12 protein-coding genes are annotated in these 12692 nt (G+C 71.7%); 5 read left to right on the top strand and 7 right to left on the bottom strand.

Going from position 1 to position 12692, the window contains the following annotated elements:
* Window positions 1-16: 16 nt before the first annotated feature.
* Window positions 17-802: an SDR family NAD(P)-dependent oxidoreductase gene (locus tag OOK07_RS35115; protein ID WP_266685837.1), complete on the bottom strand. Its 786-nt coding sequence runs from the start codon at window positions 800-802 to the stop codon at window positions 17-19.
* A gap of 292 nt (window positions 803-1094) precedes the next feature.
* On the opposite strand from OOK07_RS35115, the gene OOK07_RS35110 reads away from it, so the two are divergent.
* The 3 genes from OOK07_RS35110 to OOK07_RS35100 all read left to right on the top strand — a co-directional run bounded on the left by OOK07_RS35110 (window position 1095) and on the right by OOK07_RS35100 (window position 4126).
* Window positions 1095-1580: an SRPBCC family protein gene (locus OOK07_RS35110; RefSeq protein WP_266685836.1), complete on the top strand. Its 486-nt coding sequence runs from the start codon at window positions 1095-1097 to the stop codon at window positions 1578-1580.
* Window positions 1581-1625: 45 nt separating this feature from the next.
* The gene (locus OOK07_RS35105) at window positions 1626-2750 is read left to right on the top strand and encodes an acyl-CoA dehydrogenase family protein (protein ID WP_266800492.1); all 1125 of its coding nucleotides are present in this window, start codon (window positions 1626-1628) and stop codon (window positions 2748-2750) included.
* Window positions 2751-2902: 152 nt separating this feature from the next.
* Window positions 2903-4126: a cytochrome P450 gene (locus tag OOK07_RS35100; protein WP_266800490.1), complete on the top strand. Its 1224-nt coding sequence runs from the start codon at window positions 2903-2905 to the stop codon at window positions 4124-4126.
* Window positions 4127-4223: 97 nt separating this feature from the next.
* Here the strand turns inward: OOK07_RS35100 and OOK07_RS35095 are convergent, their stop codons facing one another.
* The 4 genes from OOK07_RS35095 to OOK07_RS35080 all read right to left on the bottom strand — a co-directional run bounded on the left by OOK07_RS35095 (window position 4224) and on the right by OOK07_RS35080 (window position 7396).
* Window positions 4224-5006, bottom strand: coding sequence for a VOC family protein (locus OOK07_RS35095; RefSeq protein WP_266685833.1), 783 nt, complete (start codon window positions 5004-5006; stop codon window positions 4224-4226).
* 159 nt (window positions 5007-5165) lie between these two features.
* Complete coding sequence (locus tag OOK07_RS35090; RefSeq protein ID WP_266685832.1) at window positions 5166-5708, bottom strand: hypothetical protein; 543 nt, start codon at window positions 5706-5708, stop codon at window positions 5166-5168.
* Window positions 5709-5813: 105 nt separating this feature from the next.
* On the bottom strand, window positions 5814-7073 hold the full coding sequence (locus OOK07_RS35085) for an NAD(P)/FAD-dependent oxidoreductase (protein WP_266800488.1): 1260 nt from the start codon (window positions 7071-7073) through the stop codon (window positions 5814-5816).
* Window positions 7073-7396 (bottom strand): 2Fe-2S iron-sulfur cluster-binding protein, encoded by a 324-nt coding sequence (locus OOK07_RS35080; protein ID WP_266800487.1) that lies wholly within the window; start codon window positions 7394-7396, stop codon window positions 7073-7075. The genes OOK07_RS35085 and OOK07_RS35080 overlap by 1 nt, the downstream gene beginning before the upstream one ends.
* A gap of 176 nt (window positions 7397-7572) precedes the next feature.
* Between OOK07_RS35080 and OOK07_RS35075 the strand changes: the two genes are divergently transcribed.
* Complete coding sequence (locus tag OOK07_RS35075; RefSeq protein WP_266800485.1) at window positions 7573-9045, top strand: MFS transporter; 1473 nt, start codon at window positions 7573-7575, stop codon at window positions 9043-9045.
* A 38-nt stretch (window positions 9046-9083) separates the two neighbouring features.
* Window positions 9084-10511: an alpha/beta fold hydrolase gene (locus tag OOK07_RS35070; RefSeq protein ID WP_266685827.1), complete on the top strand. Its 1428-nt coding sequence runs from the start codon at window positions 9084-9086 to the stop codon at window positions 10509-10511.
* A 112-nt stretch (window positions 10512-10623) separates the two neighbouring features.
* Here the strand turns inward: OOK07_RS35070 and OOK07_RS35065 are convergent, their stop codons facing one another.
* Window positions 10624-11847: a cytochrome P450 gene (locus OOK07_RS35065; protein ID WP_266685826.1), complete on the bottom strand. Its 1224-nt coding sequence runs from the start codon at window positions 11845-11847 to the stop codon at window positions 10624-10626.
* A 43-nt stretch (window positions 11848-11890) separates the two neighbouring features.
* Entirely contained in the window at window positions 11891-12652 is a 762-nt protein-coding gene (locus OOK07_RS35060; RefSeq protein ID WP_266685821.1) for an SDR family NAD(P)-dependent oxidoreductase, read from the bottom strand.
* Between the last annotated feature and the right edge of the window lie 40 nt (window positions 12653-12692).

The raw sequence follows: 12692 nt of genomic DNA, 5'->3' as shown, positions 1-12692 counted from the left end.
GACGGTCGCCGGGAGGTCAGTAGTTGCCCAGGCCTCCGCAGACGTTGAGTGCCTGGGCGGTGATGGACGCAGCCGGGTCCGAGGCCAGGTAGCCGACCAGGCCGGCCACCTCCTCGGGTGTGGAGTAACGGCCCAGCGGGATCTTCGCGTTGAACTTCTCCTGTATGTCCTGCTCGCTGACGCCGTAGTGGCCGGCATAGCCCTGGCGGACCCGCTGCGCCATCGGGGTCTCGACGTATCCGGGGCACACGGCGTTGACGGTGATGCCGGTCCTCGCCAGTTCCTTGCCGACGGCCTTGGTGAAGCCGACGACACCGTGCTTGGACGCCGAGTAGGGAGCGGCCAGTTCGACGCCCTGCTTGCCACCGGTGGAGGCGATGTTGATGATGCGGCCCCAGTCGCCGTCCCGCATCCGCCCGGTGCTCAGCACCTCGCGGGTGACGCGGAACGTGCCGTTCAGATTGGTGTCGATCACATCGAGCCACAGGGCGTCCGACAGTTCGGCGGTGACTCCGCCGCCGCCCCGGCCCGCGTTGTTGACGAGGATGTCGATCCGCCCGTACACGGCCACCGCCGCCTCGACGGCGGTCCTCACCTGCTCTTGCGAGGTGACGTCGCAGACCGCCCCGGAGACCTCAAGGCCCTCCTCGCGCAGCCGCTTCACCACCGCACGGACGCTCTCCTCTCCGCGCGCCACACCGAACACCGCCGCGCCCTGCCGGGCCAGCAGTTCGGTCACAGCGAGGCCGATCCCGCTGGTCGCGCCCGTGACGAAGGCAACCCGTCGTCCCGCTTCTGTCATCGTGCTCTCCCAAGAGGTCGTGGGGCCCGGTCGAAACGACGGTGGACGCGGGGCCTAGGACGTCGCTCGCCTCCCGCCGGAGCGCCCCGAAGGGACTCGGGGCCGCATCGATGTGCCGCGCCACCGCGTGGGCGCGACCGGCCACCGCGGCGCCGCAGCCACAGCCGCAGCCGCAGCCGCGAGACGACACGGCGTGGCACCCCCTATCGCGGCCCTACCGGCGGTCCGGCGCGTATCGAGCCCCGCACGCCAGCGTGAGCGGACCTGTGCAGACACCTGACGAGGAGGGCCCGTGCCCGAGCAGACGCAGAGCATCCCCGACGTACGGAAGTCGGTGACCGTCGTGGCGAGTCCCGAGGACTGCTTCCGGGTGTTCACCGAGCAGCCCGGACAGTGGTGGCCGCCGTCCCATGTGCTGGTGAAGAAGGAGCGGGCCGGGCTCGCCTTCGAACCGGGCGTGGGCGGCCGCTACTACGAGTGGGACGTGGAGGGCACCGAGATCGCCTGGGGCCGCGTCCTGGAGTGGGAGCCGGGCCGCAGGCTCGTCATGACCTGGCGGATCGACGGCAACTGGCAGTCCATACCGGACGACGAGCGCGCCAGCGAGATCGAACTCGACATCGAACCGGTCGACGCCACGACGACCAGGGTGTCACTCGCGCACGTCAAGCTCCACCGGCACGGCGAGGGCGCCGAGGGGATCTTCCGCGCCCTGGACGGCCCCAGTCCCGGGGAGACCCTGGAGCGGTTCGCCCAGGCCGTCGCGCGCGGCGTCTGACACCCACTCGACCGATCACCACCACCCACGCAGGAGGTCACAGGCATGGGCAACGATCCCGACAACGCAACCGGGCTGCTTCCGGCCGCCGAGAAGCTGCGCCTGCTCGCGGCCGAGCACGCCTCCGAGGCGGACCGGCAGCGCGCGCTCGCCCCGGCGGTGGTCGAGGCACTGACCGAGGCCGGCTTCGCCCGGCACTTCGTGGCCGCCGAGTGGGGCGGTGCGGAGGGCTCGTTCGGCGAGCTGACCCGCGCCGTGCTCACCGTGGGCGAGGGCTGCGCGGCCACCGCGTGGTGCGCCTCGCTGGCCGCGTACTCGGCGCGGTTCGCGGCACATCTGCCCGCCCAGGGGCACCGGGCGCTGTGGGGCGAGAGCCCGGACACGGTCATCGCCACCGGGCTGATGCCGGCCGGGCGGGCGCGGGCGGCCGAGGGCGGCTGGCGGGTGACGGGCCGATGGAGCTACGTCAGCGGGATCGACTTCGCCGGCTGGGCGCTGGTCTGCGCCGCGGTGCCGGCGCCCGGCGGCGAGGGGCCCGGTGAGCTGCGGTTCTTCGCGCTGCCGCGGGACATGTTCGCCGTCGAGCGGTCCTGGGACAGCGTCGGCATGCGGGCCACCGGCAGCCACACCGTCGTCGTGGACGACGTCTTCGTACCGCAGCATCTGTCGTTCGCCCGCGCCGACATGCTCAGCGGGCGCAACGCGACGTCCGAACTGCCCGCCCACAACGTGCCGTTCCAGGCGGTCGGCGGGCTGACCTTCATCGCGCCCGTGGTGGGCGCCGCCGCCGGCGCCCTGGAGGCGGCGGCCGGGCTGCTGACCGGCCGCAAGCGCACGGTCACGTCGGAGACGAAGCTGGTCAGGGCGTCCGGGCGGGTCGACGCGGCCCGGCACTTCGTCGAGCAGAACGCGGCCGTCCTGGACACCAGGTCCTTCACGCCCGAGCTGATGGCGCGCAGCGAGCGCAACGCCACCTTCTCCGCCGAACTCCTCCAGGAAGCACTGGAGTTGCTCGTCCGCGCCACGGGCACCGGCGGCCTCGGGGAGACGCACGCGCTGCAGCGGGCCTGGCGCGACGTCACCTCGGCCACCAGCCATGTCGCCCTGCAGTACGACACCGCCGCGCGCAAGAACTACTCCACGGTGCTGCTCGGCGCGCCCGACGCCTGACGCCTGACGACTGACGGCATGGCGCCGGACACGGGCTCCCGCATTCCCCGACCGGCTCCCGCGTTCCCCAACTGGCTCCAGTTGCATCCGACTTGGTCTCCATCACCGGTTCGTACGGTGTTGGAGACCTTGGCGGCTACAGCGGAGGAGTCATGGTGACTGCCCTTCAGGAAACCGATGTGTACCCCCTGCCCGGTTCGTCGTACCGGGCCCCGGCACCGCGCTACACGGAGTTGCGCAGGACCCGGCCGGTGGTCAAGGTGCGCACCACGGGCGGGGTGGATGCCTGGCTGGTGACCCGCTACCAGGACGTGCGGGAGCTGTCCGCCGATCCCCGGCTGAGCCGGGCCATGGCCTGCGGTGAGGGCGCGCCCAGGATCGGCGGCACCATGCACACCACCCCGGAGATGATCATCTCGCTCGACTCGCCCGAGCACTCCAGGCTGCGCAAGCTGGTGGCCGGGGCCTTCACGATGCGCCGGATCGAGCGCATGCGGGACAACGTGCAGAAGGTCTGCGACGAACTGCTCGACGGCATCAGTTCCCGTGGCGGCACGGCTGATCTGGTACAGGAGTTCGCGGTGCCGCTGCCGCTGACCGTCATCGGCGAGCTGCTCGGCGTACCGTCCGAGGACCTGCGCACCTTCGAGAAGTGGGCGCGCGCGTTCGCCACCGTCGACGAGCGGGCCGGCGGCAAGGAGTCGCTCGACGGGCTCGCCAAGCTCAGCGAGTACATCGTCGGCCTCATCGCCGAGAAGCGGGCCAACCCCACCGACGACATGCTCTCCGAGCTGATCGCCGCCCGCGACAACGACGACCGGCTGAGCGAGCAGGAGCTGGTCACCTTCGGCTTCACCCTCATCGGCGCGGGCTTCGACACCACCGCCAACCAGCTCGCCAACTCCGTGCTCGCGCTTCTCGTGGACGCCCGCGACCAGTGGCAGTGGCTGCGCGAGGACCACTCCCGGATCCCGGTGGCGGTCGAGGAACTCCTGCGGCACGTCAACCTGTTCGCCACCGACACCTCCGGCTTCCCGCGGATCGCCGCCGAGGACATCGAGGTCGGCGGCGTGACCATCCGTAAGGGCGACGCGGTGCTGCTGGCCCTGGCCTCGGCCAACCGGGACGAGAACGTCTTCACCGATCCGGACCGGCTCGACCTCGCCCGCGAGCACAACCCGCACATCTCCTTCGGGCACGGTCTGCACTACTGCCTGGGCAAGCACCTGGGCCGTATGGAGCTGGTGATCGCCATCGAGGGACTGCTGACCCGCTTCCCCGACCTGCGTCTGGCGGTGCCGGAGTCCGAACTGCCGTGGCACGTCGGCGAGATCAACCACACGCTGACCAGCCTTCCGGTGGTCTGGGGCGACTGAACCCCCGCCCGCCCGGCCTCCTGAACACGAGCCAGAACACAAGAGCCGGTCCCGGACCCCCTGGGGGTGCCGGGACCGGCTCTTTGCGGTACGTGGCTCAACTCGCGGCGGCGTCCTGGTCCTTGACCGGTCCCATCACCGCGAAGCGCGCTCCCTGGTCGTCGGCGACGAGGGCGGAGCGCCCGAAGGGGCTGTCCGCCGGCTCCCGGCCCACGCTGCCGCCGAGTTCGAGCACCTTCGCCACGGTCTCGTCGGTGTCGGCCACCGAGAAGTAGACGAGCGCGTGCGCCGGGACCTCAGCCGGCATGAACTCGCCCATCTGCAGCCGCCCGGCGACGGGCTGCGGGTTGTCCGGCTGGAACCACAGCTTGAAGTCGAAGGGGCCCTCCGAGATCTGCTGGCCGCTGAAGCCGAACACGCCCTCGTAGAACGGGTCGACGTCGGCCTTGTCACGGGTGTAGATCTCCGGCCAGAAGAACGTGCCGGGCACCCCCTGCAGTTCGAAACCGGCGCGCGTGCCCGGCTGCCAGGCACCGAAGTGGGCCCCGCCCGGGTCGGCCGCCAGCAGCATGGTGCCGGCGTCGCCGATCGCGGTCGGCTCCAGTACGACCTTGCCGCCGGCCTCTCCGATGCGCCGGGCCAGCGCCTGCGCGTCGGGCGTGGCGAAGTACAGGTTCCAGGCGGCGGGGGCGCCGCCCTGCGCCGTGGCGACGGCCGCCACGTTCTTGCCGTCCTTGAGTGCCGGCGCGTACCCGCCGAAGGGCTCCTCGCCGGTCTCGAAGTCCCAGCCCAGGAGCGCACCGTAGAAGCGCTTCGCGGCGTCGGGGTCAGGGACGCTGACATCGGCCCAGCAAGGGGATCCTGCGGTGAATGCGGTCATTTCTGCCTCACTTCGTTGCTGCGTGATACTCAGCGGGGGGAGGGCATGGTCGTGACGGAACGCTAGGGACGGCGCCTTGAGCGCCGGACGAGCCAGGCCCGCGTCCGACTCGTGCGGGAGTGGGACGCGGGCCTGGTGTGCCGGTCTCGGCGCGTGGGTTCACCCGGTGGCGTCGGACACCCGGACGGCCGTGCTGCTGACCGCTATCGGGCCCTGTGTGGTGCCGTCCTCCTGGGTGGTGAAGGCGTAGGCGTGGGAGCTGAAACGGGTGCCGTGCCGGGTGAGGTGGCCCATGTGCTCGGCCTGTACCGCGCCGAGGTAGGCGCCGTCCGCGCGGCCGGAGTGGTTGATGTAGAACGCGATGTCGCCGTCGGACTCCTCGTTCCAGAACCCGTGGGCCACATAGGCGGGCACGCCGTCGCTGTCCTTCGGGCCCTCGGCCGACAGCCGGTGGTCCGGAGTGAAGACGAAGCGCGGGGTGGTGACCGCGGCGCCTCCGTCGGGTGTCGTGACGGAGACCGTGAGGTCCCAGGTGCCCGCCAGCGTGGCGTTGTTGCGGGAGGCCGCCCCGCTGGGCGCTGCCGAGAGGGTCAGCGTCCCGGCGATCGCGGCCGACAGGACGAGCGAGACTGCGAGGGTACGGGGACGGAGGCGGCGGATACGGCGGTCACGCGTGGGTGCGGCCGGGGTGGTGTCGGGCATGCGGGGAGGTCCTCTCTGGGCCTGGTTCTGGTGCTGGTTCTGAATCGGGATCTGAATAGGGATGTGGATGTGGATCCGGTGCCTGTGTTGGTGTCTTGTCTGCGGTCACGCGGGGGCCGGGACGGTCGAACTCGGCTTCATGGCATAGGACTTGAGGTCGAAGCCGGGAGCTCGTGTCTCGGCCGGAGAAGGGCCGGTGTCCGACGACAGGAGGCGTCGTGCGATGCCGTGGTCGGCTGGCCTGCCCATCGACTCGACGCCGGTCAGCCGGCCCTCGCGGAAACAGAGCACGGAGAAACGGGCCCCGTCGGGATCGCCGACAGTGACCGTCTCGTCGTGCCCCGCGGTCAGTCCGGCCATCTGCAGCCGCAACGCGTACTGCTCGGACCAGAACCAGGGGACCGCGGTGTACGGGGCGGACTCACCGCAGATCGCGGCGGCCACGCACCGGGCCTGGTCGGAGGCGTTCTGCACCGACTCCAGGCGGATGTGACGCCCCAGGCGGGTGCTGGGGAAACGGGCGCAGTCGCCGATCGCGTACACGGACCGGTCGTCGGTTCGCAGCCAACGGTCGACGACGACGCCGTCACCGACGAGGAGCCCTGCCTCGGCGGCGAGTTGGGTGTTGGGCAGGGCTCCGACGCCCACGACCACGAGGTCCGCGGGCAGCCGCCGCCCGTCGCGCAGCCGCACCACGGCGACCTCGCCCGCGGCCGTCCCGTGCAGTGCGGTGACCTCCTGGCCGAGCAGCAGCCGGACGCCCTGCTGCGCATGCCGTTCGGCGAGCCACTGCGACATCTGCGGGGTGAGGGCGCGGGCGAGGACGCGCCGCTGCGCCTCGACCACGGTGACGTCGTGGCCCAGGACGCGGGCGGTGGAGGCGAGTTCGAGTCCGACGAAGCCGGCGCCGAGCACGACAACCTGGCGGGGCGGTCCGTCCAGCAGCGTGCGCAGGGCCTCGGCGTCGGCGAGCGTGCGCAGCGTCAGCACACCGGAGAGGTCCATACCGGGCACCGGAAGGGTACGGGGCCGGGAACCGGTGGCGAGGACCAGCTTGTCGTATCCGAGCGTGCCGCCCGAGGCCAGCCGGACGCGCTGCCGCTCCACCTCGATGTGCTGCGCGCGGTCGCCGGACACCAGGGCGATGTCCTGTGCCTCGAAGAACGACTCGGTGCGCAGGGTCAGTTCGCCGCGTGCGACGGCGCCGGTGAGAAAGCCCTTGGACAGCGGCGGCCGCTGGTACGGGAGCACCGGTTCCTCGCCGACCAGGGTGACCGGTCCGCCGTAACCCTTGGCGCGCAGTGCTGCCACCGTGTCCAGACCGCCCTGTCCGGCGCCGACGACGACGACTCCCCGGGGGGCCATCAGCTCTGCGCCTCGGGCAGCCGCACCACGAGCCCGTCGATTTCCTCGGAGACCGGCAACTGGCAGCTGAGCCGGCTGCTCTCCCGGCGGGGGCAGGCCGTGCCGTACAGGACGTCGTCCTCCACGGAGTCCATCGGCGGCAGCGGCACGGTGCTGTCCTCGTCGACGTAGACATGGCAGGTGCCGCACTGGGCGGAGCCGCCGCACTGCGCCTCGATGCCGTCGATGTTGTGGAGCTTCGCGCCGCGCATGACCGTGTTGGGTGCCTGGACGTCGACGACGGTGGCGGTGCCGTTGGGATGCAGGTAGGTGATCTTGGCCATGGCGCTCTCCTCGGGGAATGTCGTCCGGCCCTGCGGCGGTTCGGAAGGCGACTGTGGGCATCCGCTCTCGAAACGCCCTTGAGTGCTCCTCAGGCGGGCAGCCGCGGCCGCCCGGCTCGACCGGGTCACGACCGGGGGGCGATCGGAGGTCGACCGTGCCGGCGCAGCGTGCCCGCATGACCGCTTCGACCGTGCAGACCGCCGCCGCGCCCGCCGGGGCCGGGCAGCGGCTCGGGATCGTCCTCGCCGCCTGCTGCCTGGGCCAGTTCATGAACGTGCTCGACGCCTCGGTGGTCAATGTGGCGCTGCCCGTGATCGCCGAGGAACTGCGTCTGGACCGGCATCATCTGCAGCTGGTCAACAACGCGTACACCGTCGTCGTCTGCGGCTTCTTGCTGCTCGGCGGCCGGCTGGCCGACCTGTTCGGGCAGCGCCGCGTCTTCCTGGCCGGGGTCGGTCTGTTCACGCTCGCCAGTGCCGTCGGCGGGGCGGCACACAGCCCCGCGACACTGATCCTGGCCCGCGCCTTCCAGGGGCTCGGCGCCGCCGTCATGGCACCGGCCACGCTGACCGTGCTGGGCACCACGTTCACCCGGCCCGAGGCGCGGGCGAAAGCCTTCGGCTGGTGGAGCGGGGTGTCGGGGGCGGCGGGAGCGGTCGGTGTACTGGCCGGCGGCGCGATCACCGAGTGGCTGTCCTGGCGCTGGACGCTGCTGATCAACGTACCCATCGGGATCGCGCTGTTCGTGACCGTCTGCTGCGCGGTGCCTCGCGGACCGCACCGCGACGGGCCGCGCCCCGGTCTGGATCTGCCCGGCGCCGTCGCCGTCACGCTCGGCCTGATGGCGGTGGTCTGCGCGGTCGCCGAGGCGCACACCTACGGCTGGATGTCACCGGTGGTGCTCGTCCCGCTCGTCGGCGGGGTGGCGCTGCTCGCGCTGTTCGTACTGATCCAGGCGAGGTTCGCGGCGCATCCTCTGGTGCCGCTCGGTGTCTTCCGCATCCGCTCGGTGGCCGCCGCCAACCTGGTCGCGTTCTTCAGTGTCGCCGCCCTGTTCAGTACCTTCTACTTCTTCACGCTGCTGCTGCTGCAGAACGTGCTCGGCTACAGCCCCGTACGCACCGGCCTGAGTTATCTGCCGCTGTCGGCGGGCATCGCGCTCGGCGGCTGGGGCGTCTCCTCGCTCGTCCCGCGCATCGGACCGCGGCCCGTGCTGATGAGCGGTCTGTCGCTGTCCTGCCTGGGCCTGCTGTGGCTGGCCCGGGCGGACGCACACGCCACCTACGTCGCGGATCTGCTGGGCCCCGCACTGCTGCTCGGCTTCGGCATGGGCGCGGTGCTCAACGCGACGACGAACGCCGCCACCGCCGGCCTGCCCGTCCACCAGGCGGGCCTCGGCTCCGGACTGCTCAACGCCACGCGCCAACTCGGCAGCGCCCTGGGCCTGGTGACGCTGGCGGCCCTCTCGGCGCACCGTATCGACGAGGCGTCCGGCCCCGGCCCTTCGGCCTCCGTCCAGGCGCTCGCCTCCGGCTACGGCCTCGCCCTGACCGGGGCGGCCGCGTTCACGGCCGCGGGGCTGCTGGCCGCACTCGCGGTGCCCCGAGCGTCCGGTCAGGGCGGGTTCCAGGCCTTCTCAAGGCGATGAGGAGACGCTGAGCCTCCTGACCAGAACGGAGGTTCGCGGTGCTCACCGACTTCTACGCCCAGCGACCGCAGTGGTCGCCGGACCCCGACGACGAGCTGCTCGAACACGCCACGATCCAGGTGCCGCGCGACTACGCCGAGCCGGGCGGTGAACGGATCGAGATCGCCCTCAGCCGCCGCCGTGCGACTGCGCCCCCGCGGCGCCGCGGCATCCTCCTCGGCGTCAACGGAGGTCCCGGCGGCGACTGGGGCGCCGGCCGGGAGCTGCCGGACAAGTTCGCCGGCACGCCGCTGCACGAGGTGTACGACCTGATCGGGTTCGATCCGCGCGGCACCGGCGCGTCCACCAACCTCCTCGCCGAAGTGACCGTGCCCAGGGCCCCGTTCGACTCCCGCCCGCCCGACGAGCTGTTCCCGCAGTTCGCCGAGGACATGCGGCTGCGCGAGGAGGCCTGTGCCCGCGCCGGCGGCGAGCTGCGCCGCCACATCAGCACCGCCAACACGGCCCGCGACATGGACGTGATCCGCGGCGTACTCGGCGAGGAGCGGCTGACCTTCGTCGGATACGCGTACGGGGCGTACGTCGGCGCCGTGTACGGCACCCTGTTTCCCGCTCACCTCGACCGCAGCGTCCTGGACTCGTGCGTCCACCCCGACTGGAGCTGGCGTGAGCAGTTCCTGTGGCAGGGCGACGCGGTGCGGCGCAACGTCGAGCGCTGGGCCGAGTGGACGGCCGCCCGCCGGCTGCACTTCGGGCTGGGGGACACACCGGAGCTGGTGTTCGCCGCGGTGGAGGACGTCGTCGTACGCCTCGACGGCCTCGGGCAGGGGCCGTTCCTGCGCACCCTGTTCGACGGCGCCGTCGGAAACCGGGCGGCCGACCGCGGCCAGTGGGCCGAACTCGGCGCGCTCGTCGGCGAGTTGGGCAAGGCGGCCGAGGCGGGCGACGTCGAGGCCTGCCGGCGGCTGCTGCAGGAGCAGGGCACCTGGCGCCCCGACGACAGCGAGGGCTCCCTGCGCGTGGGCGTCCTGGAGGCCATCACGCTGGAGCACGAGTGGCCCGCCGACCCGGAGGTCTACTACCAGGACATGCGCGAGTTCCGGGAGCGCTTCCCGTACGGCTACGGGGTGCTGCGCGCGCAGCCCTGGGTGGGCGCCTTCCGGGCCTTCGAGCCCGCCGAGCCGCCGGTCGTGCCGGTGCGCGCCGGGTACCCGGTGGGCCTGGTGGTGCAGGCCGACGGCGACCCGATGGACCACTACGACGGCGGGGTGGCGATGGCGGAGCGCCTCGGTCACCATCTGCTCACCGTCGAGGACTCCGGTGAGCACGAGGTGTACGTGCTCGGCGGCAACCCGCACGTCGACGCAGTCGTCCACCGCTACCTGGTGGACGGCCGGCTCCCGGCCCACCGCGCCACCTGCCCCGGCCGCACCCCGCGCCCGGACGTCGCGGCCGACCCGAACTGACGCTGCCGGGAGGAGAGTTCGCAGACGAGGGGCCCGGTACCGAATGCGGTACCGGGCCCCTTCGTCGTCGTACGGCAGATCCGCACGGAGATCCGCACGGACGCCGCTCACGTCACCATTCGACTGGCAGCTCCCACAGGCCGTAGATGACGGCGCCCTCCTTGCGCGGGATCTCCAGGAACGGCTTGGCCAGCCGGAGGGTCGGGATGCGCTGGAACAGCTTGCTCCACACGATCTCCAGCTCCAGCCGGGCCAGGTCCGCGCCGATGCAGTGGTGCACGCCGTGCCCGAAGCCGAGGTGCTTGCGGCTGCCGCGGGTGATGTCGAGCTTCTGCGGTTCGGGGAAGACCTCCGGGTCGCGGTTGGCGGCGAGCCCCAGGCACAGGATGCCGTCGCCCTTGCGGATGACCTGCCCGCCGATCTCGATGTCCGCCAGGGCGACGCGCGGCACGGCCGTGTCGCCGATGGTCGCGTAGCGCACCAGTTCCTCGACGGCCGGCTTCACCAGCGACGGGTCGTCCAGGAGGAGCCGGAGCTGGTCGGGGTTCTCCAGGAGGCAGGCCGTGCCGAGCGAGATCTGGCTGGCGGTGGTCTCGTGGCCGCCGTTCATCAGCAGCCGCACCATGTTGAACAGGTCGCGGTCGGTGTACTCCTCGCCGGACTCCTCGTAGTCGGCCATGGCCCGGCTCAGCAGGTCCTCGCCCGGCTCGCGCCGCTTGAGCTGGATCAGGTCGCTGACATACGCGTTGACCTCGACGATCGCGGCCTGCCGCTCCTCGGTGGAGCTGTGCCCGCCGAGCAGCGCCGTGCCGTGCTTGATGAAGAAGTCGTGCTGGTCCTGCGGGATGCCCAGCAGTTCGCAGATCACCGTCATGGGGACGGCGAGGGAGAACACCCGGTGGAAGTCCGCCGGCGGCTGCAGGGCGAGGAGCTTGTCGATGTGCTCGTCGACGATCTCCTCGATACGCGGCCGCAGTCGCTGCACCTGACGGTTGGTGAACGTCAGCGCCGCCCTGCGCCGCGTGGAGCTGTGCTCCTTGCCGTCGTAGCCGATGAACGACGTCTCCGTGCGGTACTCGGGCGGGGCGATGAAGTAGAACGGGAAGTTGTCGTGCTTGCGGGAGGCACTGACCCTCGGGTCGGTGAGCAGCTCACGGATCGTCTGATAGCCCGTCACCGTCCATATGCGCAGACCCGATCCCGTCAGGGTGACCTGTGAGACGTCCTTGTCGGCCATCTCCGTGTATTCGGCGGGAGGGCTGAACGGGCAGGTGCGCGGGTACGGGAAGGTCCTCGCCTCGGCCGGCGCGTCCGCCTCGGTGGCACTGGTGGTCACGGTGGGTCCTTTCGTGAGCAGGAGTGGATGGGTGCTGACGTGCCTAGCGGGCGGTGATGTCCAGGCCGCCGTCGACCGTGATGATCTGGCCTGTGACCAGCGCGTTCGCGGGGTCCGCGAGACGGGTGATCCACTGCGCGACGTCCTCGGGCTCACCGATCCGGCCCAGCGGGACGGTGGCGGCGACGCCCGCGAAGAGGCCCTCGACCTGCTCCGGGCCGAGGCCGTTGGCCGCATAGGCCTCGGTGCGTACGAAGCCGGGGGCGACGGCGTTGACACGGATACCGCGCGGGGCGAGTTCGGCGGCCCAGCTCCGGGTGAAGCTGTGCACGGCCGCCTTGCTCGCCGAGTAGACGGAGCTGTCCGGGCCCGGGGTGTGCCCGCCGCGGCTGGAGACCAGGACGATGCTGCCGGACGAGCGCAGCAGGGGCAGCAGATGTGCGGTGAGCAGCAGCGGGCCGAGGACGTTGGTGTCGACGACGTCCCGGGCGACGGTCGTGTCGAGCGCCGTCAGCGGGCTGAAGCGGAAGATCCCCGCGTTGTGCACGAGGACGTCCAGGGCTCCGCCCCGCTCCCCCACCGCGTCGGCGACGGCCTGGGCGCCCGACTCGGTGGTCACATCCGCGCCCACCGGCACGATCGCGTCGTGCAGTGCGGCGACCTCGGCGAGCCGCTCCTTGCGGCGGCCGGTGACGATCACGGTGCGTGCGCCGAGCTCCGCGAACGACAGGGCGGCGGCCCGGCCGATGCCGGTGCCGCCTCCCGTGACGACGACAGTGTGCTCCGCAAAGGGCTTCTCCGGCATGGCGGCTCCCTCTCTGGTTCGGTCCGAGGGCGTCAGTACA

Source organism: Streptomyces sp. NBC_00078 (assembly GCF_026343335.1).
Classification (GTDB): Bacteria; Actinomycetota; Actinomycetes; order Streptomycetales; family Streptomycetaceae; genus Streptomyces.
This window is presented reverse-complemented; position numbering and strand designations above follow the sequence as displayed.